The organism is Novosphingobium sp. (assembly GCF_041905565.1).
GTDB lineage: Bacteria > Pseudomonadota > Alphaproteobacteria > Sphingomonadales > Sphingomonadaceae > Novosphingobium.
On sequence record NZ_JAYRKX010000017.1, the window covers coordinates 25,058 to 51,154 of the forward strand.

General features: G+C 67.7%; 20 protein-coding genes. 15 read left to right on the forward strand and 5 right to left on the reverse strand.

Annotated features, from left to right (window positions below; all coding sequences use genetic code 11):
• Nucleotides 1-40 precede the first annotated feature (40 nt).
• From ACE3N9_RS13475 to ACE3N9_RS13500, 6 genes are all read left to right on the forward strand, one after another.
• Nucleotides 41-1,564 (forward strand): tryptophan halogenase family protein, encoded by a 1,524-nt coding sequence (locus tag ACE3N9_RS13475; RefSeq protein WP_374284406.1) that lies wholly within the window; start codon nt 41-43, stop codon nt 1,562-1,564.
• Nucleotides 1,561-3,381 carry an alpha-amylase family glycosyl hydrolase gene (locus tag ACE3N9_RS13480; protein ID WP_374284408.1) on the forward strand — a complete coding sequence of 607 codons (1,821 nt, stop codon included), beginning with the start codon at nt 1,561-1,563 and terminating at the stop codon, nt 3,379-3,381. Before ACE3N9_RS13475 ends, ACE3N9_RS13480 begins: the two co-directional genes overlap by 4 nt.
• A gap of 21 nt (nt 3,382-3,402) precedes the next feature.
• A complete protein-coding gene (locus tag ACE3N9_RS13485) occupies nt 3,403-5,028 on the forward strand; it encodes an alpha-amylase family glycosyl hydrolase (RefSeq protein WP_374284411.1) in 1,626 nt (541 codons plus the stop codon).
• A 5-nt stretch (nt 5,029-5,033) separates the two neighbouring features.
• Nucleotides 5,034-7,076: a glycoside hydrolase family 97 protein gene (locus tag ACE3N9_RS13490; RefSeq protein ID WP_374284413.1), complete on the forward strand. Its 2,043-nt coding sequence runs from the start codon at nt 5,034-5,036 to the stop codon at nt 7,074-7,076.
• A gap of 126 nt (nt 7,077-7,202) precedes the next feature.
• Nucleotides 7,203-8,750, forward strand: a complete 1,548-nt coding sequence (locus ACE3N9_RS13495) for an acetolactate synthase large subunit (RefSeq protein WP_374284415.1) — start codon at nt 7,203-7,205, stop codon at nt 8,748-8,750.
• Entirely contained in the window at nt 8,750-9,916 is a 1,167-nt protein-coding gene (locus ACE3N9_RS13500; RefSeq protein ID WP_374284417.1) for an L-lactate dehydrogenase, read from the forward strand. Before ACE3N9_RS13495 ends, ACE3N9_RS13500 begins: the two co-directional genes overlap by 1 nt.
• On the opposite strand, the gene ACE3N9_RS13505 is transcribed toward ACE3N9_RS13500, so the two are convergent.
• Nucleotides 9,913-11,298, reverse strand: coding sequence for an FAD-binding oxidoreductase (locus tag ACE3N9_RS13505; RefSeq protein WP_374284419.1), 1,386 nt, complete (start codon nt 11,296-11,298; stop codon nt 9,913-9,915). The genes ACE3N9_RS13500 and ACE3N9_RS13505 overlap by 4 nt on opposite strands.
• A gap of 45 nt (nt 11,299-11,343) precedes the next feature.
• Nucleotides 11,344-11,649, reverse strand: a complete 306-nt coding sequence (locus ACE3N9_RS13510) for an ArsR/SmtB family transcription factor (RefSeq protein WP_374284421.1) — start codon at nt 11,647-11,649, stop codon at nt 11,344-11,346.
• Nucleotides 11,650-11,793: 144 nt separating this feature from the next.
• Between ACE3N9_RS13510 and ACE3N9_RS13515 the strand changes: the two genes are divergently transcribed.
• The 6 genes from ACE3N9_RS13515 to ACE3N9_RS13540 are packed head-to-tail and all read left to right on the forward strand — an operon-like array spanning nt 11,794 to nt 18,755.
• Complete coding sequence (locus ACE3N9_RS13515) at nt 11,794-12,711, forward strand: SDR family NAD(P)-dependent oxidoreductase (protein ID WP_374284423.1); 918 nt, start codon at nt 11,794-11,796, stop codon at nt 12,709-12,711.
• Between the two features lie 10 nt (nt 12,712-12,721).
• Nucleotides 12,722-13,888, forward strand: a complete 1,167-nt coding sequence (locus ACE3N9_RS13520) for an acyl-CoA dehydrogenase family protein (RefSeq protein WP_374284425.1) — start codon at nt 12,722-12,724, stop codon at nt 13,886-13,888.
• Nucleotides 13,889-13,895: 7 nt separating this feature from the next.
• Nucleotides 13,896-15,098, forward strand: a complete 1,203-nt coding sequence (locus ACE3N9_RS13525) for a CoA transferase (RefSeq protein WP_374284427.1) — start codon at nt 13,896-13,898, stop codon at nt 15,096-15,098.
• Nucleotides 15,095-16,306, forward strand: coding sequence for an acetyl-CoA C-acetyltransferase (locus tag ACE3N9_RS13530; RefSeq protein ID WP_374284429.1), 1,212 nt, complete (start codon nt 15,095-15,097; stop codon nt 16,304-16,306). The genes ACE3N9_RS13525 and ACE3N9_RS13530 overlap by 4 nt, the downstream gene beginning before the upstream one ends.
• A 2-nt stretch (nt 16,307-16,308) precedes the next feature.
• Nucleotides 16,309-17,904: an acyl-CoA dehydrogenase family protein gene (locus ACE3N9_RS13535; protein WP_374284431.1), complete on the forward strand. Its 1,596-nt coding sequence runs from the start codon at nt 16,309-16,311 to the stop codon at nt 17,902-17,904.
• The gene (locus ACE3N9_RS13540) at nt 17,904-18,755 is read left to right on the forward strand and encodes a MaoC family dehydratase N-terminal domain-containing protein (protein WP_374284433.1); all 852 of its coding nucleotides are present in this window, start codon (nt 17,904-17,906) and stop codon (nt 18,753-18,755) included. The genes ACE3N9_RS13535 and ACE3N9_RS13540 overlap by 1 nt, the downstream gene beginning before the upstream one ends.
• A gap of 164 nt (nt 18,756-18,919) precedes the next feature.
• On the opposite strand, the gene ACE3N9_RS13545 is transcribed toward ACE3N9_RS13540, so the two are convergent.
• The 3 genes from ACE3N9_RS13545 to ACE3N9_RS13555 are packed head-to-tail and all read right to left on the reverse strand — an operon-like array spanning nt 18,920 to nt 23,336.
• A complete protein-coding gene (locus tag ACE3N9_RS13545) occupies nt 18,920-19,666 on the reverse strand; it encodes a sulfite exporter TauE/SafE family protein (protein ID WP_374284435.1) in 747 nt (248 codons plus the stop codon).
• Nucleotides 19,667-19,668: 2 nt separating this feature from the next.
• Entirely contained in the window at nt 19,669-21,660 is a 1,992-nt protein-coding gene (gene thrS, locus ACE3N9_RS13550; RefSeq protein WP_374284437.1) for a threonine--tRNA ligase, read from the reverse strand.
• A gap of 32 nt (nt 21,661-21,692) precedes the next feature.
• Nucleotides 21,693-23,336, reverse strand: coding sequence for an alkaline phosphatase (locus tag ACE3N9_RS13555; RefSeq protein WP_374284439.1), 1,644 nt, complete (start codon nt 23,334-23,336; stop codon nt 21,693-21,695).
• 108 nt (nt 23,337-23,444) lie between these two features.
• Here ACE3N9_RS13555 and ACE3N9_RS13560 point away from each other — a divergent pair, with 108 nt between their 5' ends.
• Genes ACE3N9_RS13560 through ACE3N9_RS13570 form a run of 3 tightly spaced genes read left to right on the forward strand, consistent with a single transcriptional unit; the run spans nt 23,445 to nt 26,011 of the window.
• Complete coding sequence (locus tag ACE3N9_RS13560) at nt 23,445-24,185, forward strand: alpha/beta fold hydrolase (RefSeq protein ID WP_374284441.1); 741 nt, start codon at nt 23,445-23,447, stop codon at nt 24,183-24,185.
• Between the two features lie 12 nt (nt 24,186-24,197).
• Nucleotides 24,198-25,031: a hypothetical protein gene (locus tag ACE3N9_RS13565; RefSeq protein ID WP_374284443.1), complete on the forward strand. Its 834-nt coding sequence runs from the start codon at nt 24,198-24,200 to the stop codon at nt 25,029-25,031.
• Nucleotides 25,031-26,011, forward strand: a complete 981-nt coding sequence (locus ACE3N9_RS13570; RefSeq protein ID WP_374284445.1) for an LLM class flavin-dependent oxidoreductase — start codon at nt 25,031-25,033, stop codon at nt 26,009-26,011. Before ACE3N9_RS13565 ends, ACE3N9_RS13570 begins: the two co-directional genes overlap by 1 nt.
• The last annotated feature ends 86 nt before the right edge of the window (nt 26,012-26,097 follow it).

Sequence of the window (26,097 nt, forward strand, 5' to 3'; positions counted from 1 at the left end):
TGCGTCACTATCGCGGCGCTGGAAGCAAGGGGGATGGCCGATGAGCGATAATCGCCTGCGCGAAGTGGTGATCGTCGGTGGCGGAACGGCCGGCTGGATGGCCGCCGCGGCGCTTGCCGCGACCATGGGCGAACAGCTGTGCATCCGCCTGATCGAAAGCGACGAGATCGGCATCGTCGGCGTGGGCGAAGCGACGATTCCCGCGATCCGCCTGTTCAACGGCCTGGTCGGCATCGACGAGGACGAATTCATCCGTGCCACCCAGGGCAGCTTCAAGCTGGGGATCGAATTCCGGAACTGGGGCCGGATCGGCGACAGTTACATGCATGCCTTCGGCCAGATCGGCCAGAGCCTCGACCTGATCGAGTTCTGGCAATACTGGCTGCGCGGCCGCCATGAAGGCGTGGCCGGGCCGCTGGGGCACTATTCCTTCAACGAAACGGTGGCGCGCGACGGGCGCTTTGCCCGCGTGCCGCGCATTCCCAATTCGCAGCTGGACGGCCTGTCCTATGCCTTCCATTTCGATGCCGCGCTCTATGCGCGGTTCCTGCGCGGCCGGGCCGAACGCGCCGGCGTGGTGCGCACCGAAGGCCGCATCACCCAGGTCAATCGCGACGGCGAAAGCGGCTTCGTCCGCTCGGTCACGCTGGCCTCGGGCGAGGAAATCGGCGGCGAACTGTTCATCGATTGCTCGGGCTTTCGCGGCCTGTTGATCGAGCAGGCGCTGGAAACCGGCTACGTCGACTGGAGCCATTGGCTGCCCTGCGACCGGGCGATCGCCGTGCCGACCGCCAATGCCGGTCCGCTGCGCCCCTATACCCAGTCGATCGCCCATCCCGCCGGCTGGCAGTGGCGCATCCCGCTGCAGCACCGCACCGGCAACGGCCACGTCTTTTCCAGCGCCTGGATGGACGAGGACGAAGCGACGCGCATCCTGCTCGACACGGTCGAGGGCGAGCCGCTGGCCGAGCCGCGCACCATTTCCTTCCGCACCGGGATGCGCCAGCAGGCGTGGAATCGCAACGTGATTGCGCTCGGGCTGGCCTCGGGCTTCCTCGAACCGCTGGAATCGACTTCGATCCACCTGGTCCAGAACGGGATCGCCCGGCTGATCTCGCACTTCCCGGACCGCAGCTTCGCCCAGGTCAACATCGCTGCCTACAACCGCCGGATCGCCTACGATTACGAGCGGATCCGCGACTTCATCATCCTGCACTATACCGCCAACCAGCGCGACGAGCCGTTCTGGCGTCATCTGCGCGAAATGGACCTGCCCGACAGCCTGCGTGACAAGATCGAGCTGTTCAAGGCGACCGGCCGGGTGTTTCGTGAACAGGAAGAGTTGTTTACCGAAGTGGGCTGGTTCCAGGTGCTGGTGGGGCAGAACATCCTGCCCGAGACCTGGCACCCGCTGGCCGATGTCCTGACGTGCGAGGAGCTGGCCGGGTTCCTGGCCGATCTGCGCACGATCATCACCGCGCCGGTCTCGCGCCTGCCCAGCCACGACCAGTTCCTGGCGCACCTGCGCGCCGCCACCCAGCCGCAAGGGGCTTCCGCCGCATGATCAAGGCCCTGTTTCATGCCGCAGCCGCCATGGCGCTTGCGGCCCCCGCCCTGGCAGCGCCGCCCGCGCCTGCCCCCGCCGCATCTGATTTCCGCGCCCGCCAACCGGAACAGGAAGTGGTCTATTTCGTCCTGCCCGACCGCTTCGAGAACGGCGATCCCGCGAACGACAAGGGCGGCCTGACGGGCGACCGGCTGAAGACCGGTTACGACCCGACTGCCAAGGGGTTCTACCACGGCGGCGACCTCAAGGGGCTGACTGCCCGGCTCGACTATATCCAGGGCCTCGGCGCCACGGCGATCTGGCTTGCCCCGGTGTTCCAGAACAAGCCGGTGCAGGGGCCGAAGGGCGATGAAAGCGCGGGCTATCATGGATACTGGGTGACCGATTTCACCCGGGTCGATCCGCACTTCGGCAGCAACGCCGATTTCAAGGCCTTTGTCGATGCTGCGCACGCGCGCGGGATGAAGGTCTACATGGACATCATCATCAACCACACGGCAGACGTCATCCAGTACCGCGAAGGCGGCGACTATGCCTATCGCGGCAAGGCCGACTATCCGTTTTCGCGCAAGGGCGGGCTGAACGGACCGGCGATCAACCCCGGCTTCAACGGCGATGCCGATCCCCGCGCCGAGAACTGGGTCAGGCTGACCGATCCATCCTTTGCCTATACCCCCTTCGTCCCCAAGGGCGAGGAACGGGTCAAGGTCCCGGCATGGCTGAACGATCCGATTTACTACCACAACCGCGGCAATTCGAACTGGGTCGGGGAAAGCTCGACCTATGGCGATTTTGTCGGGCTGGACGACCTGGCGACCGAGCATCCCCGCGTGGTCCAGGGCATGATCGAAATCTACGCCAGCTGGATCGACCGGTTCGGGATTGACGGCTACCGCATCGACACCGCGCGGCACGTCAATCCGGAATTCTGGCAGGCGTTCGTTCCGGCCATTCTGGAGACGGCGCGGCGGCGCGGCATTCCCAACTTCCATATCTTCGGCGAAGTGGCCACCGGCGAGGTCGATCCGGCGCTGACCGCGCGCTGGACGCGCATCGCGGGCCTGCCAAGCAATCTCGACATGGCCTTTGCCGCCGCCGCGCAGCGCATCGTCTCGGGCAAGGCCGGGACCGATGTGATGGCCCGCCTGCTCGAAGACGATGCCCTGTACGAAGGCGGCGCGCCGGCCGCGAACCGCCTGCCGACCTTCCTCGGCAACCACGATTTTGGCCGCTTCGCGATGTTCGTGAAGCAGGCCAATCCCGCTATCGGGGACGAGGAGCTACTGGACCGCGCCGTGCTGGGCCACGCGATGATGCTGACCCTGCGCGGCGTACCGGTGATCTATTACGGGGACGAGCAGGGCTTCATCTCCGATGGCAACGACCAGCTCGCGCGCGAGGACATGTTTCCCTCAAAGGTCGCGGTTTATAACGACAACAAGCTGATCGGCTCTGCGGCCACCACGGCGCAGGCCAATTTCGATCCCGCGCACCCGCTCTACCGGCTGATCGCCGAACTGGCCGAAGTGCGTAAAGCGACGCCCGCGCTGACCCTGGGCCGCACGGTGATCCGGTCGTTCTCGGACCAGCCGGGGCTGCTGGCGGTGTCGCGCTTCGATCCGCAGACCGGGCGCGAAGTGGTGCTGGCCTACAACACCTCCACCCGGCCGCTGTCGCAGGCAGTGGCAATCGAACCGGCCAGCATGGCCTTCACCGCGCTGGCCGGACAGTGCCCGGTCGCGGTCAATGCGCCGGGATCGATCACTATCACCCTTCCCCCGCTGGGTTTCGCCGTTTGCGCGGCCCGCGATTGATCCCCGTTTCGAGTAGCCTTGATGAACCGCCTGTCCCGCCAGCAAGTCCAATCGCGCGAAACCACCGATCCGTGGTGGCGCGGGGCGACGATCTACCAGGTCTATCCGCGCAGCTTTGCCGATGCGGACGGTGACGGGATCGGCGACCTGCGCGGGCTGACCGCGCGGCTGGACTATATCGCCAGCCTGGGGGTGGACGCGATCTGGCTGTCGCCGTTCTTCACCTCGCCGATGCACGACTTCGGCTATGACGTGGCCGATTACTGCGATGTCGATCCGATCTTCGGCACGCTGGCCGATTTCGATGCGCTGGTCGCCGCCGCCCACGCGCGCGGGCTGAAAGTGACGATCGACCAGGTCTATGCCCATACCAGCGACCAGCACGCCTGGTTCGCGCAGAGCCGCCAGAGCCGCGACAATTTCAGGGCCGATTGGTATGTCTGGGCCGATGCGAGGCCGGACGGTTCGCCGCCGTCGAACTGGCAATCGGTGTTCGGCGGCCCGGCCTGGACCTGGGACGCGCGGCGCGGGCAGTATTACCTGCACAATTTCCTCAGCAGCCAGCCGCAGCTCAACGTGCATCGGCGCGACGTGCAGGACGCGCTGCTCGATGTTGCGCGGTTCTGGCTCGATCGGGGCGTGGACGGCTTCCGGCTCGATGCGCTGAACTTCGCGATGCACGATCCGGCGCTGACCGACAATCCGCCCGCCCCGGACGATGGCACGCCGCGCACCCGCCCGTTCGATTTCCAGCTGCACCGCCATAACCAGTCACATGCCGACATCCCGGCCTTCATCGAACGGATCCGCACGGTGCTGGACGATTATGGCGCGGTGTTCACCGTGGCCGAAGTGGGCGGGGCCGATGCCCTGGCGGAAATGCACGCCTTCACTGCCGGGGATGCGCGGCTCAACAGCGCCTATGGCTTCAACTTTCTTTATGCGAGCCAGCTGACCCCGCAGCTGGTGGCCTCCGCGCTGGGCGAATGGCCCGACCGGCCCGGCACCGGCTGGCCCAGCTGGGCGTTCGAGAACCACGATGCGCCGCGCGCCCTGTCGCGCTGGTGCGCGCCCGAGCAGCGCGATGCTTTCGCGCGGCTCAAGGTCATGTTGCTGGCCGCGCTGCGCGGCAACGTCATCCTCTACCAGGGCGAGGAACTGGGGCTGACCCAGGTCGATATTCCCTTCGACCAGCTGCAGGACCCCGAAGCGATCGCCAACTGGCCGCTGACCCTGTCGCGCGACGGGGCCCGTACGCCCCTGCCGTGGACCGCGCAGGACGAGCATGGCGGCTTTACCAGTGGCCAGCCGTGGCTGCCGCTCGGCGCCGAGAACATGGCCCGCGCGGTTGACCGGCAGGAGGCCGATCCGGCCTCGCTGCTCCACCTCACCCGCCGCATGATCGCACTGCGCGCGGCCCATCCGGCGCTGCGGACCGGCACTTGCGAAGTGCTGCTGGCCGATAGTGCCCGGCTGGTGCTGCGGCGCGCGGCCGCAGGGGAAACCATTCTGGCCGTGTTCAACCTGTCCGACGCCGATGCCGCCTGGCCGGCCGAAGCGGGCGAGGGCGGCGAGTTGATCGAAGGCGTGAACGGGGCACAGCCCGGCCGCCTGCCGCCCTTCGGGGCCGTTCTTGTCGGGAGATGACTGCAATGAAGCCGATCCGTTTCGCGCTGGGCCTGGGCCTGGCGCTCGCCGCCGCTCCTGCCCTGGCCCAGCAGGCCCCGGCCGCACCGGTCTCCGCGACCTCGCCCGATGGCACGCTGCGCGTCACCCTGACCATCGATGGCGATGGCCGCGCCGCCTATGCGATCAGCCGCAAGGATAAGCTGATCCTCGCGCCGTCGCGGCTGGGCTTCCTGTTCACCGATGTCGCCAAGATCGACCGCCGGCTGGTCGTCACTGGCACCGAGGTGCGCGACGCCGATGATGCCTGGACCCAGCCGTGGGGCGAATGGGCCAGCATCCGCAACCGCTTCCGCGAGCTGAAGGTCCACCTCAAGGAAACCAGCGCGCTGGCGCGGGTCTTCACTGTCACCTTCCGGCTTTACGAAGACGGGGTCGGCTTTCGCTACGAATTCCCTGAGCAGCCGAACATGGCCCGCACCAACGTGGCCGAGGAGTTGACCGAGTTCGCCTTTGCCCAGGACGGCACCGCCTGGTGGAAGCCCGCCTTCCTGTGGAACCGCGAGGAATACCTCTACAACAAGACCCCGCTGTCCGCAGTGGGCACGGCGGACACCCCGATCACGATCAAGCTGGCGGACGGCACCCACGTGGCGCTGCACGAAGCGGCGCTGGTCGACTATTCGGGCATGGCCGTGGCCCGCAGCGAAGGCACCACCCTGCGCGCCGCGCTGACCCCCGGTGCGGGCGAGGCCAAGGTGCGCAAGCAGGGCGCCTGGACCACCCCCTGGCGCACTCTGATTGTCGCCGACGATGCCGCCGGGCTCTATCACAGCCACCTGATGCTGAACCTCAACGAGCCGAACAAGCTGGGCGACGTCAGCTGGTTCAAGCCCGGGAAGTTTGCCGGGGTGTGGTGGAACATGATCAAGGGCGAATGGTCCTGGGCGCGCGGGCCAAAGCACGGCGCGACCACCGCCAACGTCAAGCGCTACATCGATTTCGCCGCCGCCAATGGCATTCCGCACCTGCTGGTCGAAGGCTGGAACGTGGGCTGGGACGGCGACTGGTTCGGCAACGGCAACGACATGGACTTCGCCCGGCCGACCGAGGATTTCGACGTCAAGGCGCTGGTCGCCTATGGCAAGCAGAAGGGCGTGCGGCTGATCGGCCACCACGAAACCGGCGGCGCAGCCAGCCATTACGAGAAGCAGTTCGACAAGGCGTTCAAGTTCGCCGCCGACAACGGCTACATGGTTGTCAAGACCGGTTACGTTACCGATGCCGGCCAGATCGAGCGGGTCGACGCCGACGGCAAGGCCTACCGCGAGTGGCACGAGGGCCAGTGGATGTCGAACCACTTCGTCCGCGTGGCCGAGGCTGCCGCGAAGTACAAGGTCGCCTTCGACAGCCACGAACCGATCAAGGGCACCGGGCTGCAACGCACCTATCCCAACTGGGTCGCGCGCGAGGGGATGCGCGGGATGGAATACAATTCGTGGGCCGGCAAGAACCCGCCCGAACACGAAGCCAACCTGGTCTTCACCCGGATGCTCGAAGGGCCGATGGACTTCACCCCCGGCATTGTCAGCCTCAAGGGCGAGAAGGACAGCAACATCCTCTCCACCCTGGCCAAGCAGCTGGCGCTTTACGTGGTGATCTATTCGCCGGTGCAGATGGTGGCCGATACGCCCGAAAACTATGCGAAGTTTCCGGGGCCGATGAAATTCATCCGCGACGTGCCGACCGACTGGCAGGACAGCCGCGTGCTGAACGGCGAGATCGGCGATTTCGTGACCATCGCCCGCAAGCAGCGCGGCGGCGAGGGCTGGTACATCGGCGCGGTGGGCGACGAGCAGGAGCGCGCCAGCGCGTTCAAGCTCGACTTCCTCACTCCCGGCAAGCGTTACAAGGCCGAGATCTACCGCGATGGCGATCAGGCCGATTACCGCACCGACCGGCGCCATGACATCGTGATCGAAAGCCGCCTGGTCACCAGCGCCGATACGATGAACCTGCGCATCGCGCCGGGCGGCGGCTTTGCGATCCGGCTGGTCCCGGTGAACTAGGGTCAGGCCCGGACTGCGCCATCTGGCCTTGCCGTAACGGCAGGGCCAGGGCGCCCGCTGCGGGGGGATTGACAGCGCGGCAGGAGGCTTCAACCTGCGTCCCAAGCCAAAAGCAGGGAGCGGGACATGAACGGGGCCGAAGCATTCATCCAGACGTTGAACACCTGCGGGGTCGAGGTCTGCTTTGCCAATCCCGGCACGTCCGAAATGCAGCTGGTTGCCGCGATCGACCGGCAGGACGGGATGCGCGCGATCCTGGGGCTTTTCGAAGGCGTGGTGACCGGCGCGGCGGACGGCTATGGCCGGATGGCTGACAAACCGGCGGTGACCCTGCTGCATCTGGGACCTGGGCTGGGCAATGGTCTTGCCAACCTGCACAACGCCCGCCGCGCCGCCAGCCCGGTGATCAACATGGTCGGCGATCACGCGACCTATCACCTGCACTATAACGCCCCGCTCACCTCGGACGCCGCCGGGGTGGCGCGGCCGATGTCGGACTGGGTGCGCACCAGCACGTCGCAGCGCGATCTGGCCCAGGCCGGGGCCGAAGCCTTCGCCGTGGCGCAAAGCTATCCCGGCAAGGTGGCGACCGTGATCGTGCCGGCTGACCACGCCTGGAACGAAGGCAGCGCGGCGGTTGCCCCGCCCGCCGTACCGGCCCGGGCGCAGGTCCCTGCCGAAACGATTGCCGAAGCCGCCGCAGCGCTGCGCGATTGCGCCGGTCCCAAGGCGCTGATGCTGGGCGGGCGGGCGCTGCGCGCAGCGGAGCTGGTCCAGGCCGGGCGGATCGCGGCGGCCACGGGCGCGCGGCTGATTGCCGAAACCTTCGCCACCCGCCACCAGCGCGGCGCGGGCCGGGTCGCGGTGGAAAAGCTGCCCTATTTCGGCGAACAGGCCGAAGCCTATCTAAAGGACTTCGAAGCGATCGTCTTCGTCGGGACCGAGCCGCCGGTCTCGTTCTTCGCCTATCCCGGCAAGCCGAGCTTCCTTTCGCCGCCAGGGGCCAGGCTGGTCCGCCTCGCTTCGCTGCGCGAGGACGCGATGCAGGCGCTGTCCGGCCTTGCCGCGGCGCTCGATGCTCCGGCGCAGCCCGCGCTGGTCCAGGACAAGACCAGCTTTCCCGCCGAACCGGGCCGGATCAACAGCGCCAACCTGGGCGCGATCCTGGCCGAGCTGCTGCCCGAAGATGCCATCGTTTCGGATGAAAGCGCGACCTCGGGCGGGGCGGCCTTTGCGATGTGCGCGGGCGCGGCGCGGCATGACTGGCTGCAGCTGACCGGCGGCGCGATTGGCCAGGGCCTGCCGTTGGCGGTGGGCGCGGCGGTGGCCTGCCCGGATCGCAAGGTGATTGCGCTGCAGGCCGATGGCGGCGGGATGTACACAGCCCAAGCACTGTGGACCATGGCGCGCGAGCAGCTCGACGTGACCACGGTGATCCTCAACAACGGGTCCTACGCGATCCTCAACATCGAACTGATGCGGGTGGGGGTGCAGAACCCCGGGCCCAAGGCGCTGTCGATGCTCGATCTCAAGCATCCGGCGCTGGACTGGAGCAGGATGAGCGAAGGCATGGGCGTGCCCGCCGTGCGCGTTACCACGGCCGAGGAATTCCGCGCGGCGCTGGCGGAGGCGCTCCAGCACAAGGGGCCGCGCCTGATCGAAGTCCTGCTGTAATGGGCGATTCGCTCAACCTGCTGCCCGCCAGCTTCGCCGATTTCCGCCGCGACGCTGAAAAGCGCCTGCCGCGTTTCCTGTTTGATTACATCGACGGCGGGGCCGGGGCCGAAGTGACCCTGCGCCGCAACACCGCCGATTGGGAAGCGGTGCAGCTCAACCAGAAGGTGCTGGTCGACGCGTCGAAAATGGACTGCTCGGTCGAGCTGTTCGGGCAAAAGCTGGCCATGCCGCTGGTGCTGGCCCCGGTCGGCATGGGCGGGATGACCGCGCGGCGCGGTGAGGTCCAGGCCAAGCGCGCGGCCGATGCGGCCGGCATCCCGTTCTGCCTGTCCACTGTCGGCATCTGCCCGATGGAGGAAGTGGCGCAGGTCTCGCAACGGCCGTTCTGGTTCCAGCTCTACATGCTGAAGGACCGGGGGATCGTGCAGGAAATCCTGGCGCGCGCGCTGGCGCATGGGGTGACCACGCTGGTCTTCACCATCGACCTCGCCGTGCTGGGCACGCGCTACCGCGACATCCGCAGCGGCATGGCCGGGGGGCTGGGGCCGTGGGGTCGGTTCCGCTCGGGCGCGCTCGACTATGCGCTGCACCCGGGCTGGGCGATCGACGTGGGCCTGCGCGGCGGGCCGCACGGGTTCGGCAATATCGCCATGTATGTGAAGCAATCGAAGAACCCGCGCGATTACCTGCACTGGACCGGCACACAGTTCGACAGTTCGGTGACTTGGGCCGACATCGAATGGCTGCGCCAGGTCTGGCCGGGCAAACTGGTGCTGAAGGGCGTGCTCGACGTTGCCGATGCGCGCCAGTCGGTCGCGGTCGGTGCGGACGGGATGATCGTGTCGAACCACGGCGGGCGGCAGCTTGATGGGGTTGCCTCAACCGCGGCCATGCTGCCGCGCATTGCCGATGCGGTGGGGAGCGAAACCACGCTGCTGGTCGATGGCGGGATCCGCAGCGGGCAGGACCTGGTCAAGGCGCTGGCGCTGGGGGCCAGGGCGGCGCTGGTCGGGCGGCCGTGGGTCATGGCGCTGGCCGCCGGCGGGCAGGCGGCGCTCAGCCGGATGCTGGGCCTCTACAAGCAGGACATGCGCACCGCGCTGGGCCTCACCGGCCTGCCCAACGCGCGCGACGTCGGCCGTTCGGCCCTGCTCGGCGGCTAAGCCAGCACCTTGCCGGGGTTGAGGATCCCCTTGGGGTCCATCGCAGTCTTGAGCGTGCGCATCAGCGCGATTTCCTCGGGCGAGCGGCACAGGTGCAGCCAGTCGCGCTTTTCGAGGCCAATGCCGTGTTCGGCGCTGATCGAGCCGCCCAGCGCGCCGAGCGGGGCATAGACCAGTTCCTCGATCCGGTGGCGCGTCTCGTCCGTGAACGGCTGCGCGCCCAGCATGATGTGCAGGTTGCCATCGCCGATGTGGCCGAACACCACGATCTTGGTCGTCTCGCCAAATTCGGCGCGGGCTTTGGCCTCCAGCTCCGCGGCATAGCGTTCCATCGCGGTGATCGGCAGGCTGACGTCGAATGTCGCTGACGGCATGCAGTAGTGATACAGCCCCTCGATATCGTCGCGCACCTTCCACATCGCCTCGGCCTGGGCCTGGCTGGCGGCGATCACCGCGTCTGCGGCGATGCCCGCCTCCAGCACATCACCCAGCACGCGTTCGAACAGCGCGCCGTCGCCATCGGGATCGTTGCCGCTCATCTCGAGCAGGGCATAGTGCGAATGACCGGCGGGCAGCGGCGCATTGTGGCGCCCGGAATTGACGGCCAGCGGCTCGTAGAAGTTGGCCCACATCACTTCGAACGCGGTCAGGCCGCTGCCCAGCCGCTTGCCCAAGGTGACGAACAGGTCCTGCACCGCGCCGAAGCTGTTCAGCGCGAGCATCGCCGTATTGGTCGATTGCGGCGCGCTGTGCAGCCTCAGCACCGCGCGGGTGACGATCCCCAGCGTGCCTTCGGTGCCGATGAACAGGTGCTTCAGGTCATAGGCGGCGTTGTTCTTGATCAGGGTGTTGAGCGCGCTGACCACCGTGCCGTCGGCCAGCACGGCTTCGATCCCCAGCACGTTGTCGCGCATCATGCCGTAACGGACCACCGAATTGCCCCCGGCATTGGTCGAAATGCCGCCGCCGATCGTCGCCGTCCCGCGTCCGCCCCAGTCGACCGCAAAGCGCAGGCCGAGTTCCTCGGCCGCTTCCTGCGCCGCCTGCACCGGAATCCCGGCCTGGACGGTCATGGTCCGCCCCACGGGATCGACCGCTTCGACCGCGCGCATCCGCTCGAGCGAGATCTGGATGTCGTCTGCCGTGCAGTCCGCGCCGTGGACCAGCCCGGTCAGCCCGCCGGCCGCGACCACGCCCTGCCCGGCGGCGTGGCACAGCTTCATCACCGCGCTCAATTCCGCCGTGCTGGCAGGCCGCACAACGGCCTTGGCCTGGCAGGTGGTCAGGCCCAGCCAGTCGGCCGCGCGCATCGCCGCGTCCTCGCCGGTCAGCAATCCCTTGGGGCCAACGATGGCGGCGATCTGGTCTAGCAACTGGGTCATGCCGCCAGATTAGGCAAATTTGGCGGCCGGTCTAGGGTCCTGACCCTAGCTGTGATCGCAGATCTCGCACAGCGCGTGGATGATCGCGCGGACCTGCGGGTCCTTGAGGCTGTAATAGCGGATCTGCGCCTCGCCCCGCGCAGCGACCACCTGTTCCTCGCGCAGCATGGCAAGATGCTGCGAAACGGCCGATTGCGACAGTCCCGACAGTTCGACCAGCTCGTTCACCGAAGCCTCGCCCTCGTCCATCCGGCACAGCATCAGCAGGCGTTCGGGGTGGCTCATGATCTTGAGCCGTTGCGCCATCGCGCTTGCATTAGCCTTGAGTTCGGAGAGATCAGACGGTTTCATAGCGCAGGAGAACTATTGGATTCGCCGCAAGGTGCAAGACAAACCATTGTTTTTTTCATAATTGTGAAAAATGCTCCGGAATATTGAAATATCGCGGGGCGCGATCTAGGCCGCCGCCAGCTCCAAGAGGAAGAGGATTCGCGGATGTCGGGCATGCTTGAAGGCAAGGTTGTCGCCATTACCGGCGCGGGACGCGGCGTTGGCCGTGAAATCGCGCTGCTCTGTGCGAAGCATGGCGCGGCCGTAGTGGTCAACGATCCGGGCGTGGGCGGCGGCGGCGAAGGCGGCGATGCCGGACCGGCGCAGGACGTGGTCAACGAAATCCTGGCCATGGGCGGCAAGGCCCATGCCAACCTCGCCAGCGTGGCCGATCCGGTCGGCGCGGCCAGCATCATCGAGGATGCGGTCCAGCGCTTTGGCCGGATCGACGCGGTGGTCAACAATGCCGGCATCCTGCGCGACACCATCTGGCACAAGATGAGCCACGAGGACTGGCGCGCGGTGATCGACGTCAATCTCAACGGTCCGTTCAACGTGTGCAAGGCGGCGACCCCCTATTTCCGCGAACAGCAGTCGGGCAGCTTCATCCACTTTACCTCGACCTCGGGCCTGATCGGCAACGTGGGCCAGGCGAACTATTCCGCTGCCAAGCTGGGCCTGGTTGCGCTGTCGCAGTCGATCGCGCTCGACATGGCGCGCGCCGGGGTCCGCTCGAACTGCATCGCGCCGTTCGCGTGGAGCCGGATGACCGCCTCGATCCCCGCCGAAACGCCCGAGCAGAAGCAGCGGGTCGAGCGGATGAAGAGCATGAGCGCCGACAAGATCGCGCCGCTGGTGGTCTATCTGGCTTCGGACGCATCCAAGGACGTCACCAACCAGATCTTCTCGGTCCGCAAGAACGAGATCGTCCTGTACAACAAGCCGCGCCCGGTCCGCTCGATGACCAAGGTTGAGGGCTGGACGCCGGAAACCATCGCCGAGGAGCTGATCCCCGCGTTCAAGCCCAGCTTCGCCCGCGCCGACGAAGTCAGCGCGCACGTTTTCCCCTATGACCCGATCTGAGGAGCGCCCCATGACCACCGGAATGGACGCCGACGTTTTCGAACAGTTCATCGAACAGCTGCACCGCTATGTCCGCGAGCGGCTGGTGCCCGCTGAAAAGGAAATCATCGAAACCAACCTGATCCCCGATGATATCCTGAATGAAATGCGCGAAATGGGCCTGTTCGGCCTGACGATGCCCGAGGAATTCGGCGGCGCGGGGATGAACGTCACGCAGTATGCGCGCACGATCCACACCCTGTCCTATGCCATGCCGGCGTTCCGCTCGATCATCTCGATCAATATCGGCATGGTCTGTTCGGCGCTGAAGAACGGCGGGACCGAAGCGCAGAAGGCCGAGTGGCTGCCGCGCCTTGCCGCCGGTGAAATCGCCAGCTTTGGTCTGACTGAACCCGGTTCCGGCTCGGACAGTGCGGGCATGCAGACCATGGCCGTGAAAACCGGCAACGGCTGGGTGCTGAACGGGACCAAGCGCTACATCACCAACGCGCCCTTCGCCAAGGTCGCGCTGATCATGGCCCGCACCAGCAAGGAAGCCCTGCCCAAGAACGCCCACGTTTCGGCCTTCCTGGTGCCGATGGACACGCCCGGCGTGACCGTGGGCAAGAGCGACAAGAAGATGGGCCAGTCGGGCAGCCACATCGCCGACATCATCCTCGACAACGTTCAGCTGCCGGCCGATGCCCTGCTCGGCCTGGAAGAAGGCAAGGGCTTCGTCACCGCGATGCAGAGCCTCGACAACGGGCGCATCTCGGTCGGCTCGGCGGCCACCGGCTATGCCCGCCGCGCGCTCGATTCGGCGATCCGCTATGCCAACGAACGCAAGGCCTTTGGCGAACCGATCGCCAACTTCCAGCTGATCCAGCAGATGCTGGCCGACAGCGAGATCGAGATCTACGCCGCCGAAAGCATGATGGCCGACGTCACCGCGCGCGCCGACGCGGGCGAGAACGTGCTGCGCAAGGCCGCCGCATTTAAGGTCTTCGCCAGCGAGATGTGCGGCCGCGTGGTCGACCGCGTGGTGCAGGTCTATGGCGGCGCGGGCTACCTCGCCGAATACGATGCCGAACGCTTCTTCCGCGATGCGCGCATCTACCGCATCTACGAAGGCACCACCCAGATCCTCCAGCTCCAGATCGCCAAGCACATGCTGCGCGAATGGGCGGCGCAGGGCTGATCGGGCGGTGTACCAGCTGCTCTCCGGCCTGTCGGTGATCGAGGCGTCGTCGTTCGTCGCCTCGCCCACCGCGGGTCTCTATTGCGCCCAGTTCGGCGCGGAAGTGATCCGCGTCGACCAGGTCGGCGGCGGTCCGGACTTTCGCCGCTGGCCGGTGACGAGCGAGAACAACTCGCTCTACTGGGAAAACCTCAACCGCGCGAAGAAGTCGGTCGCGCTCGACCTCGGCCGGCCCGAGGGGCGCGAGCTGCTGCAGGAACTGGTCCGCGCGACCGGGCAGTTCATCACCAATTTCCCCGCCGAAGGCTTCCTCAGCCACGCCAAGCTGGCCGAAGGCCGCGCTGACCTCGTCACCGTGCGGGTGATGGGCTGGGCGGACGGCGCCCCGGCACTTGACTACACGGTCAACAACGCGGTCGGCTATCCGATGGTGACCGGACCGGGGCCGGAACCGGTCAACCACGTGCTCCCGGCGTGGGACCTGCTCTCGGGCGCCTATGCCGCCTTTGCGCTGCTCGCCGCGATCCAGCGCCGCAGCCAGACCGGCGAAGGCAGCGAAGTGCGCATTCCGCTGTCGGATGTTGCGATCGGCACGGTCGCCAACCTCGGCGGGATCGCCGAAGTGCTTTATTCGGGCGAGAACCGCCCGCGCCTCGGCAATGCGGTCTACGGGCTGTTCGGGCGCGATTTCGTGACCCGTGACGGCCAGCGCACGATGATCGTGGTGGTCACCCACCGCCAGTGGGCCAATCTGCTCGGCGCGCTGGAACTCGGCGACGCCGTGGCCGCAATCGAGGCCGCGCGCGGAGTGAGCTTCGCCAAGGACGATGGGCTGCGCTTCGCCCACCGCGATGCGCTCTACCCGCTGTTCGAACAGGCGATCGGCGCGCGCAACCATGCCGATCTGGCTGCGGCGCTCGACGCCGCCGGGATCGTCCACAGCGCTTATCGCACCATGCTCGATGCGGCGCAGGACCCCCGGCTGGTCGCGGACAACCCGATGTTCAGCGCGTTCGATGCGAACCCCTCGGGCTTCACCTATCCAGCCGCTGGCGCCTTTGGCACCATTCCCCAGCAGGAACGGCAAGCGCCGCAGCCCGCTCCGCGCAACGGTCAGCATTCGGAAGAAGTGCTGGCCAGCCGCCTCAAGCTCTCCTCGGGCGAGATCGCCCGCCTGATCGACTCCGGAATAGTAGGAACCCAGCCATGACCCTTCGCCGTGCCGCCATCGTCGCCCCGATCCGTACCGCCGTTGGCAAGTTCGGCGGAGCGCTGTCCAATGTCGCCGCCGGGGAACTGGGCGGGATCATCCTGAAAGCGCTGATGGAGCGCACCAAGATCGATCCCGCGCGGGTCGACGACGTGGTGTTCAGCCAGGGCTATGGCAACGGCGAAGCGCCGTGCATCGGGCACTGGTCGTGGCTCGCCGCCGGGCTGCCGCTCGAAGTGCCGGGCTACCAGCTTGACCGCCGCTGCGGTTCGGGCCTGCAGGCGATCGTCAACGCCGCGATGATGGTCCAGACCGGGATGAGCGACGTGGTAGTTGCCGGCGGCTGCGAGTCCATGTCCAACGTCGAGCATTACACCACCGACGTGCGCAAGGGCGTGCGCTCGGGCAACCTCACCCTGCACGACCGCCTGACCCGCGGCCGCGTGATGAGCCAGCCGGTCGAACGCTTCGGCGTGATCACCGGCATGATCGAAACCGCCGAAAACCTGGCGAAGGACTGGAACATCAGCCGCGAGGCGTGCGACGCCTATGCCGTGCGCAGCCACCAGCGCGCCGCCGCTGCCTGGGCCGAAGGCAAGTTCGCCGATGAACTGGTGCCGGTCACGATCCCGCAGAAGAAGGGCGATCCGATCGTCTTCGCCCATGACGAAGGCTACCGCGCCGACGCCACCATGGAAACGCTTGGCAAGCTGCGCCCGCTCGAAGGCGGGGTGGTGACCGCCGGCAATGCCAGCCAGCAGAACGACGCCGCCGCCGCTTGCCTCGTGGTGGCCGAAGACAAGCTGGAAGAACTCGGCCTTGAACCCATCGCCTACTTCCACAGCTGGGCTGCTGCCGGCTGCGATCCCAGCCGCATGGGTTACGGCCCGGTCCCCGCGACCGAACGGCTGTTCGCCCGCAACGGCCTGTCGTTCGATGACATCGGCCTGATCGAGCTGAACGAAGCCTTCGCGCCGCAGGTCCTCGCCTGCCTCAAGGGCTGGGGCTGGTCGGACGATGACAGCCGCCATGACATGCTCAACGTAAACGGTTCGGGCATTTCGCTGGGCCACCCGATCGGGGCGACCGGCGGGCGCATCCTTGCCAACCTGACCCGCGAAATGCAGCGCCGCGACGTGAAGTATGGCCTCGAAACCATGTGCATCGGCGGCGGGCAGGGCATCGCCGCAGTGTTCGAGAAGGCGTGAGCATGAGCCTCGATTTCGGTCACCTGCTCGGCGCGGCGCAAGGCTACCGCGAACAGGCCAAGGCCGCCTTGGCGGACCGGCTGGCGCAGCGCCCGATTGATGCTGAACAGCGCGCCGCGCACGGCTTTGCCTGGATCGCGACCAGCGTTGCCGCGCTTGAAGCGGTGATCGGCTGGCTCGAAGCGAATCAGGGCGGGACCGAGCTTGACCGCCAGGTCGCGCTGCTCGCCTTTGCCGAAACGCTGGGTCAGCTGTGCGGCGGCCTGCCGATGGGCCAGAACGAGTTGCTGCGTCCGGGCGACCTGGGCCTTGGTGAAGCGGGCCGCGACCTCGCCCATGCCTGCCGCGACCTGATCGAGGTGGACCATGCCGCCACCCGCGCCCAGGTGGCGCAGGCGCTGGCCGCCGGGCAGTGGCCGAGCGAGCAGTTCAACGACGGCGAACTCGACGCGATCCGCGACCAGTTCCGCAAGTTCACCGATGCCGAAATCCTGCCCCATGCCCACAAGTGGCACCTGGCCAATGATTTGATCCCCGATGCCACGGTCCAGGCGATGGCCGACCTTGGCACCTTCGGGGTCTGCATTCCCGAGGAATTCGGCGGGCTGGGCCTGGGCAAGCTGGTCATGTGCCTGGTCACCGAAGAACTGTCGCGCGGCTGGATCGGCGCGGGCTCGCTCGGCACCCGCAGCGAAATCGCGGGCGAGCTGATCGTGATGGGCGGCACCCCCGAACAGAAGGCGCAGTGGCTGCCGCGCATCGCCAGCGGAGAAGTGCTGCCGACCGCCGTGTTCACCGAACCCGATGTCGGCTCGGACCTCGGCTCGCTTCAGACCCGCGCCCGTTTCGATGGCCAGAACTGGGTGATCGACGGGGCGAAGAACTGGATCACCCATGCCAGCCGCAGCGACCTGATGACGCTGCTGGCGCGGACTTTGCCCGATGCGAAGGGCTATGCCGGGCTGTCGATGCTGCTGGTCCCCAAACCGCGCGGGACGGACAGCGATCCCTTCCCCGCCGCCGGCATGACCGGCAGCGAGATCGAGGTGCTGGGCTATCGCGGAATGCGCGAATATGCCTTGCAGTTCGACGGGATGCAGGCCCCGGCCGATGCCCTTTTGGGGGGCGAGGAAGGCCAGGGCTTCAAGCAGTTGATGCGCACTTTCGAAGGCGCCCGCATCCAGACCGCCGCCCGCGCCGTGGGCGTGGCCCGCCGCGCGCTCGAACTGGCACTGGACTATGCCCTGAACCGCAAGCAGTTCGGCCAGGCGATCGTCCACTTCCCGCGCGTGTCCGACAAGCTGGCGATGAGCCTGGTCGATTTCGTCCTCTCGCGCGAGCTGTCCTATGCTGCCGCCCGGGCCAAGGATTCGGGCAAGCGCTGCGACATCGAGGCCGGTATGGCCAAGCTGCTTGGCGCGCGCGCGGCCTGGTCCAATGCGGACGCCGCGCTGCAGGTCCACGGCGGCAACGGCTATGCGATGGAATACGAGATCAGCCGCGTGCTGTGCGATGCCCGCATCCTCAACATCTTTGAAGGCGCCGCGGAAATCCAGGCGCAGGTGATCGCGCGCGGGCTGGTCGGAGGACGCAACTGATGAGCGACTGGCAGGACTGGCTGGGCCGCAGCGAGAGCCGCACCGACCGCGTCGATCCCGGCATGGTCACCCGCTGGCTGGCGACGCTGGACCGCGCGGCTCCGGCCGGCGGACTGGTGCCCCAGGCGCTGCACTGGTGCCTGTGCCTGCCCGATGCGCCCACCGCTGCCCTTGGCGAAGACGGCCACCCGCGCCGCGATGACAGTCCCGATAGCTTCCTGCCGCCGCTGCCGCTGCCGCGCCGGATGTGGGCGTCGAGCAAGGTCGAATTCGTCGCTCCGCTGCGCGTCGGCGAAGCGGTGACGCGCAGCTCGCGGGTGGCTTCGATCACCGAGAAGAACGGCGGCTCGGGCCGGCTGGTGTTCGTCGATGTCGAACACGAAACGCACGGCGAAGCGGGCCTTGCCGTGCGCGATGTGCAGTCGCTGGTCTACCGCGAACCCGCCGCGCCGGGCACGCCGCCCGCCCCGCCGCCACTGGGCGAAGGGCGCTTCGATTCCGCTGGCTGGGACGCGCACCGCGTGGTTGCGCCCGCCGAACCGCTGCTGTTCCGCTTTTCCGCGCTGACTTTCAACAGCCACCGGATCCATTACGATCTGCCCTATGCGACACAGGAAGAAGGCTATCGCGGCCTCGTCGTCCACGGTCCGCTGACCGCGACGCTGCTCGCCGATCTGGCCCAGCGGCACTTTGGCGACAACGCGCTGAAGCGTTTCGCCTTTCGCGGGGTCAGCCCGGCGATCTGCGGCGAGGAGCTGCACCTGGTGCTGAAAGGCGCGGGCGACGCGGTGGAACTGGGCGCATTTGCCGCCGACGGCCGTCAGGTGATGAGCGCCAGCGGGGCGGTGTAACCTTTCGTTTACGCAGCGGTGCGATAAGGGGGCATGGCTCAGACGCTTGCCCTTGCGATGTCCTCTGCGCGGCTCCCCGCCCCGCTTGAAGCGCTGCGCGCAGCGCTGGTCTGCGCTTGCGGTCTGGCCCTGGCCTGCGCGCGCCTGCCGTTCTAAACGCCGGTCTAGCTGCCGAGCAGCCGCCACAGCGCGGCCAGCGCCGAAATCCCCAGCACCAGCCCGGTAAAGCTGCGCCAAAGCGAATCGCTGACCTTGCCGAAGGCGAGATGCCCCAGCCAGTTGCCCAGCAGCACCGCCGGGAACAGCACCAGCGCCAGCAGCGGTTCGCGCACGGTCGCCACCCGCAGCGCCATGGCCGAGCCGACCCCGGCGATTGAAGTCGCCATGAAGATCGTCATCATCGAGGCGCGCGCCAGTTGCGGCGGGATCGCGCGGCGCAGGTAGTATGGCACCACCGGCGGTCCCGGCATCCCGGCAAAGCCGGTCAGCACGCCTGACAGCAGCCCGGTGCCTCCGGTTTCCAGCGTGCCGGGGGCATGATCGGCCGGGCGCTTGGGCAGCAGCACCAGCACGAACGAGCCGAGCGCGATCAGCGCGATCAGCAGCCGCGCCAGCGCCGGATCGGCCACGGCCAGCAACCAGACGCCGAGCGGCGTCGCCACCACGGCCAGCGCAGAGATGACCAGCGCGCTGCGCTCGCTCTGCCCGATGATCTTCCTGATGCCCACGAGGCCGATCATCAGCCCCAGCCAGTTGGCCACCACCACCGCCTCGCTCGGGGGGACGGCCAGGCCCAGCACCGGAACCAGCAGGATCGCCATGCCGAAGCCCGCCAGCCCGCGCACGAACGCTGCCCCCAGCGCGGCGGCCAACGCCACGGCAATCTGCGCTTCGGTCAGCCCCCCCAGCAAGTTCAGCGCAGGTCCGGCGGCGTGGCTTCGCCCTTCAGCAGCGCGATCGCGTCCGCCAGCGGCATGACCTTCTGGTGTTCGGCGCCCAGGGTGCGGACGGCGACGGTGCCTTCCTCGGCCTCGCGCTTGCCGACGACCAGCAGGTGCGGAACCTTCTGCAGCGAATGTTCGCGCACCTTGTAGTTGATCTTCTCGTTGCGCAGGTCGGTGTCGGCGCGGATCCCTGCGGCTTTCAGCTGCTGCGCCACTTCGGCGGCATAGCCATCGGCGTCGGACACGATGGTAGCCACCACGGCCTGGACCGGGGCCAGCCACACCGGCAGGCGGCCGGCGAAGTGTTCGATCAGAATGCCGATGAAGCGTTCATAGGACCCGAAGATCGCGCGGTGCAGCATCACCGGGCGGTGCTTTTCGCCGTCCTCGCCGATGTAGGTCGCATCGAGGCGTTCGGGCAGCACGCGGTCGGACTGGATCGTGCCGACCTGCCAGGTGCGGCCGATCGCGTCGGTCAGGTGCCATTCCAGCTTGGGGGCATAGAATGCGCCTTCGCCGGGCAGTTCCTCCCAGCCGTATTCCTCGCTGGCCAGGCCCGCGCGGACCACCGCGTCGCGCAGTTCGGCTTCGGCCTGGTCCCACATTTCCTCGGTGCCGAAGCGCTTTTCGGGGCGCAGCGCCAGCTTGATCGAATAGGTAAAGCCGAAGTGCTTGTAGATCCGGTCGGCCAGGGCGCAGAAATCCTGCACTTCCTGCACGATCTGATCCTCGCGGCAGAAGATGTGCGCATCGTCCTGGGTGAACTGGCGCACCCGCATCAGCCCGTGCAGCGCGCCGTGCGGTTCGTTGCGGTGGCAGCAGCCGTTTTCGTAGATGCGCAGCGGCAGGTCGCGGTAGCTCTTGATCCCCTGGCGGAAGATCAGGACGTGCGCCGGGCAGTTCATCGGCTTCAAGGCCATCCAGTCCGCATCGTCGGACACGATCGGGCCTTCGTCCTCGGTGTTCGGCACTTCGTCGGGGATGACGAACATGTTCTCGCGGTACTTGCCCCAGTGGCCGCTTTGCTCCCACTGGCGCGCGTCCATCACCTGCGGGGTCTTGACCTCGCGGTAACCGGCCGCATCGATCGCGCGGCGCATGTAGGCTTCGAGTTCGCGCCAGATCAGGTAGCCCTTGGGGTGCCAGAACACGCTGCCGTGGGCTTCCTGCTGGAGATGGAACAGGTCCATTTCACCGCCCAGCTTGCGGTGATCGCGCTTGGCGGCTTCTTCCAGCCGGGTGAGGTGTTCGGACAGCTGCTTCTTGTTGAGCCAGCCGGTGCCGTAGATCCGGCTGAGCATCGCGTTCTTCTGGTCGCCGCGCCAGTAGGCGCCCGACACGCGGGTCAGCTTGAAGGCGGCGGGATCGAGCTTGCCAGTGCTGGGCAGGTGCGGCCCGCGGCACATGTCGAGCCAGTCGTCGCCCGACCAGTAGACGGTCAGTGCCTCGCCGCCGGGCAGTTCGGCGGCCCATTCGGCCTTGAAGCTTTCGCCCTGCTGCTTCCAGCGCGAAATCAGCTGGTCGCGGCTCCACTCCTCGCGGCGCAGTACCTTGTCGGCCTGGATGATGCGGCGCATCTCGGCCTCGATCGCGGGCAGGTCTTCCTCGGTGAAGGGGCGATCCTTGGGCGCGAAGTCGTAGTAGAACCCGTCGTCGGTGCTGGGGCCGAAAGTGATCTGCGTGCCGGGAAACAGCGCCTGGACCGCTTCGGCCAGGACGTGGGCATAGTCATGCCGGGCCAGGTCCAGCGCATCGGCCTCGTCGCGCGCGGTGACCAGCGCCAGCTCGCAATCGCGCTCGAACGGGCGGGTCAGATCGCGCAATTCGCCGTCGATCCGCGCGGCCAGCGCGGCCTTGGCCAGGCCCGGGCCGATCGCGGCGGCCACATCGGCAGGAGTGGAGCCGACCGGCATTTCGCGCACGGAACCATCGGGCAGGCTGATCTTGAGAAGTTCGGACATGCCAAGGCCCTTAGCGGGCGCGGGCGTTTCCCTCAACTGCTCTCGAACTTGCGCTGTCCGGCCAGCACAGTCATGCGCTGAACCCCGGCCAGCTGGGTGCCGCGCTGGCGGACCGTGGCCATGAAGCGCCACTCGCTGCTGGCGGCCCTGGGGGTCAGTTCGACCGCCATGTAACCGCGCCGGCTGGTGTCGCACCATTTGAGCTGCGGGTTGGCGGCTACGCTGTCACGCGCCAGTTCATCCGGCTTCATCCACCACAGCGAGTTTTCCGCGCCGGGCGAGGAAACCGAATGCCCGGCCATTTCCACCCCCACGCGCTTGCCCTTGCGATCAAGGTCAAAGGCCCAGGCGTTGTGGCTGTCGCCGGCCAGCACCACCAGGTTGGCATCGGCCGCCAGCGCCGCCTTGAACAGGCGGTCGCGCGCGGCGGGATAGCCGTCCCAGGCATCCATGTTGAGCGGCACCCCGGCCTGCCCCGCCGCGACCGAGGCCTGCAGCCGCGCCTTCAGCCAGTCGGGCGCCTTGGCGCTCATCCCGTCGAGCACGCGCGGGGTCATCTTCAGCTGGCCCATGATGACCTGCTGGCCCAGCACCTGCCACGGCTTGTGCGCCCGGGTCGATTCCTTCAGCGCCTTGGCCAGCCAGGCTTCCTGCTGCGCGCCCAGCAGGGTGCGGCCCGGATCCTTCAGCGGCCCGTCGCGGAGCCGCACCAGCGCTGCCTGCAATTGCTCGCCGCTCAGCCCCTTGGTCACCTCGGTCAGGTCGAGCGATTCCATTCGGGCGAGGTGACGGCTTTCGAGCTTGAACAGGGTGGCAAGGTCGCCGATCTCGTACTTGGCCCAGTAATCGTCGGACACCGGCATCCATTCGCGGTAGGCCTTCTCCGAGGCGGCCTTGCGCGTGGGCCAGTCACCCTCGTTCGCCTGGTGGTTTTCGGCGCCGCCCTGCCAGGTGTCGTTGGCGGTTTCGTGATCGTCCCACATCGGCACCATCGGCCAGAGCTGGTGCAGGCGTTGCAGGTCGGGATCGGCGCGGTAGGTGGCAAAGCGTTCGCGGTAGCCAGCCAGGGTCGCCGCTTCGTCCACCGGCAGCACCCGGCCCTCCACGGTCTGCTTGGCGCTGGGATAGGTGCCGCGGGCATATTCGTAGAAATAGTCGCCCAGGTGCATGGTCAGGTCGAAATCGCCCGCCTCGCAGGCATGGGCATAGGCGTTGAACCAGCCGAAGCCGTAGTTGGAGCAGGAAAACACCGCGATGCGGAACCGGCCGACCTTGCCCACCGGCAGGGTCCGGGTGCGCCCCGTGGCTGACTTGTCGCCATTCGGCGCGATGAAGCGGTAGAAATACCACTTGCCCGGCTCCAGCCCGGTGGCCCAGGCCTTGGCGCAGCAATCGTTGGCCGGGCTGGCGGTGCAATCCCCCGCAGCGACGATCCGGGCGAAATCCTCGCCCTCTGCCAGTTCCCACTTGAGCGTGGTTTCCGCCGCCGCGGCATAGCGGGTCCACAGCAGCACCCGGTCCGGCCCGGGCTCGCCGCTGGCGACGCCGTGGGTGAACCCGCCACTCACTGCCGCGCGCAGCGGTGCGGACAGGCCCGCCAGGCCCAGCGCGCCCAGCTTGAGCAGGCTGCGCCGGTCGGCGGCAAGGCCCGGGGCGGGCGGGGGCGGCTGGGTCATGGCGGGTCTCCCTGATCTTTGTCCGCAGGTTAGCCGCGAATTGTGACAGCGCAATGCCATGTCGCCGCGGGGCTGACAGGGCGCGCGGGCGCGGGCATGAAGGCTGGCATGACCGACGTAAATTATCTCGATTGTTCGCGCGGGCGGCGGCTTGCCTACCGCCAGTTGCCCGGCACCGGCCCAACGCTGGTGTTCCTGCCCGGCTACATGTCGGACATGGCCGGGGGCAAGGCCACGGCGCTGTTCGACTGGGCCGGGGCGCAGGGCCGGGCCTGCCTCTTGCTCGACTATTCGGGCTGCGGGCTGAGCAGTGGGGACTTTGCCGACCAGACGATCGGCGGCTGGGCGGACGATGTGCTGACGCTGATTGACGCGCTGGTGGAAGGGCCGGTGGTGCTGGTCGGCTCGTCGATGGGCGGGTGGCTGATGTTGCTCGCCGGGCAAGTTCTGGTCGCGCAGGGACGATTGGCCGGACTGGTCGGGATCGCCGCCGCGCCGGACTTTACCGAATGGGGCACCACCGCCGAACAGAAGGCCGAACTGGCAGCGGGGTGCACCGTGTTTGAAGAAAATCCCTATGGTCCCGAACCGACCCCGACCCATGCCCGGCTATGGGCCGATGGGCAGGCGCGGAGGGTGCTGGACGCGGGGCCGATTCCGATCGATTGCCCGGTGCGGCTGCTGCACGGCCAGGCCGATCCCGACGTGCCGTGGGAACTGTCGCTGCGGATCGCGGCGGCGCTGCGTTCAGCCGATGTGCAGGTCACGCTGATCAAGGACGGGGATCACCGCCTGTCGCGTGACGGCGATATTGCCCTGCTGCTGCGCACTGTCGCCGCGCTGCCCTGATCCGGAGTGCCCATGCCGCTTGCCGCCCTGTTGTTCCTGCCGCTCGCCCTGCAGGCCGGAAACGCCCCGCCGCTGCCCCGCGCCCCGCTGGAAATCCCGCGCCGCAAGACCGATACGAAAACCGAGGCGCTGCCGCCCAGCCGGCTCCAGCAATGCCTGGACCTGTCGCGCACCGCCCCGGTTGCCGCAGTAGTTCAGGCGCGGGCCTGGCTCGACACGGCCAAGGGCTCGGCCCGGGCCGAACCGGGCCGGTGCCTGGGTGTGGCCCTGTCCGCGCAGGAGCAGTGGGACGAAGCCGCCGCCGCCTTCCTCGCCGCGCGCGATGCCAGCGCCGCGAACGAGCGGGTGGAGATCGCCCGGCTGGGCGGGATGGCCGGCAATGCCGCGCTGGCGGCGGGCAAGCCCGACATGGCGCTGGCCGCGCTCGACCGGGCGCATGGCGATGCGCTGGGGGCGGGGGACGCTGCCCTTACCGCGCTGCTGTCGATCGACCGTGCCCGCGCGCTGGTCGCGCTGGGCCGCGATGGCGATGCCGCCGCCGCCCTGGCCGAAGCGCGCAGCGGCGCGCCCGCCGAAGCGCAGGGCTGGCTGCTCTCCGCCACGCTGTCGCGCCGCCAGGGCAAGCTGGCCGAAGCGCAGACGCAGATCCAGCAGGCCGCCACGCTCGCCCCGCTCGATCCCGAAGTGGGGCTGGAAGCGGGCGTCATCGCCGCGCTGGGCGGGCGTGACGAGGCGGCGCGGAAAAGCTTCACCTCGGTGATCCACGCCGCGCCCGGCAGCGATCTGGCGCGCCGCGCGCAGCAATATCTTGACCAACTGGGGCCCGCCGCCGCACCATCGCGGTGATGATCCCGCTGTCCGTCCTCGATCTCGTCCCGGTGCGTCAAAACGGCACCGTGTCCGAAGCCCTGCACGATGCCGCCGCGCTGGCCCGCTGCGCGGAAGCGGCGGGCTACAAGCGGTTCTGGGTGGCCGAACATCACGCGATGGACGGGATTGCCGGGGGCGCGACTGCCGTGGTGCTGGCGCACATCGGCCAGGCAACCTCCACCATCCGGATCGGTTCGGGCGGGATCATGCTGCCCAACCACAACCCCTGGGTGATCGCGGAACAGTTCGGCACGCTCGATGCGCTGTTTCCCGGGCGCGTCGATCTCGGGCTGGGCCGCGCGCCGGGGGCCGATGGCCGACTTGCCCAGGCGCTGCGCAAGGACCTGATGCGCTCGGCCGAGAATTTCCCGCACGACGTGGTCGAACTGCGCGCGTTGCTGACGGGCGAGCCAGAACTGGCGATGCGCGCCACCCCCGGTTACGGCGCGCAGGTCGAAATGTGGATGCTCGGCTCCAGCCTGTTCGGGGCGCAGCTTGCCGCGATGCTGGGGCTGCCTTATGCCTTCGCCTCGCACTTCGCGCCCGATCACCTCGATGCCGCGCTGGCGCTCTACCGCAAGGAATTTAGCCCCTCGCAGTGGCTGGAACGGCCCCATGCCATGGCGGCGATGACCGTGATCGCGGCGGACAGCGACGAGGAAGCCGTGCTGCTGGCCAGTTCGATGGACCAGAGCTTCGTTGCCCTGCGCAGCGGCACTCCGGGGCGGCTGCAACCGCCCGTGCCGGGTTACCGCCAAAGCCTGCCGCCGTCGGCGCTCGCCATGCTGGAACACATGCGCCAGGCCAGTGCGGTCGGCTCGCCCGCCACGGTGCATGACCGGATCGCCCGGTTCGTCGAGCGGACCCAGGCTGACGAGCTGATCGTCGCCGGGGCGACCTATGACCCCATCGCCCGCCACAAGTCGCTCGAACTAACGGCAAAAGCGCTGAACTAGGGTGCTTTCCCTAGCGCCAACTGGTTGCAACGGAGACCACTTGCGCTTAGACTGCGTAAAAATGCTACAAGCAATAGCAATTTTAT

Coding starts and splice junctions, on each gene's coding strand:
- ACE3N9_RS13500 (WP_374284417.1), top strand. CDS start 8,750: ATGGGCGATTCGCTCAACCTGCTGCCCGCCAGCTTCGCCGATTTCCGC.
- ACE3N9_RS13495 (WP_374284415.1), top strand. CDS start 7,203: ATGAACGGGGCCGAAGCATTCATCCAGACGTTGAACACCTGCGGGGTC.
- ACE3N9_RS13530 (WP_374284429.1), top strand. CDS start 15,095: ATGACCCTTCGCCGTGCCGCCATCGTCGCCCCGATCCGTACCGCCGTT.
- ACE3N9_RS13515 (WP_374284423.1), top strand. CDS start 11,794: ATGTCGGGCATGCTTGAAGGCAAGGTTGTCGCCATTACCGGCGCGGGA.
- ACE3N9_RS13475 (WP_374284406.1), top strand. CDS start 41: ATGAGCGATAATCGCCTGCGCGAAGTGGTGATCGTCGGTGGCGGAACG.
- thrS (WP_374284437.1), bottom strand. CDS start 21,660: ATGTCCGAACTTCTCAAGATCAGCCTGCCCGATGGTTCCGTGCGCGAA.
- ACE3N9_RS13540 (WP_374284433.1), top strand. CDS start 17,904: ATGAGCGACTGGCAGGACTGGCTGGGCCGCAGCGAGAGCCGCACCGAC.
- ACE3N9_RS13565 (WP_374284443.1), top strand. CDS start 24,198: ATGCCGCTTGCCGCCCTGTTGTTCCTGCCGCTCGCCCTGCAGGCCGGA.
- ACE3N9_RS13480 (WP_374284408.1), top strand. CDS start 1,561: ATGATCAAGGCCCTGTTTCATGCCGCAGCCGCCATGGCGCTTGCGGCC.
- ACE3N9_RS13505 (WP_374284419.1), bottom strand. CDS start 11,298: ATGACCCAGTTGCTAGACCAGATCGCCGCCATCGTTGGCCCCAAGGGA.
- ACE3N9_RS13490 (WP_374284413.1), top strand. CDS start 5,034: ATGAAGCCGATCCGTTTCGCGCTGGGCCTGGGCCTGGCGCTCGCCGCC.
- ACE3N9_RS13485 (WP_374284411.1), top strand. CDS start 3,403: ATGAACCGCCTGTCCCGCCAGCAAGTCCAATCGCGCGAAACCACCGAT.
- ACE3N9_RS13560 (WP_374284441.1), top strand. CDS start 23,445: ATGACCGACGTAAATTATCTCGATTGTTCGCGCGGGCGGCGGCTTGCC.
- ACE3N9_RS13570 (WP_374284445.1), top strand. CDS start 25,031: ATGATCCCGCTGTCCGTCCTCGATCTCGTCCCGGTGCGTCAAAACGGC.
- ACE3N9_RS13510 (WP_374284421.1), bottom strand. CDS start 11,649: ATGAAACCGTCTGATCTCTCCGAACTCAAGGCTAATGCAAGCGCGATG.
- ACE3N9_RS13535 (WP_374284431.1), top strand. CDS start 16,309: ATGAGCCTCGATTTCGGTCACCTGCTCGGCGCGGCGCAAGGCTACCGC.
- ACE3N9_RS13555 (WP_374284439.1), bottom strand. CDS start 23,336: ATGACCCAGCCGCCCCCGCCCGCCCCGGGCCTTGCCGCCGACCGGCGC.
- ACE3N9_RS13520 (WP_374284425.1), top strand. CDS start 12,722: ATGACCACCGGAATGGACGCCGACGTTTTCGAACAGTTCATCGAACAG.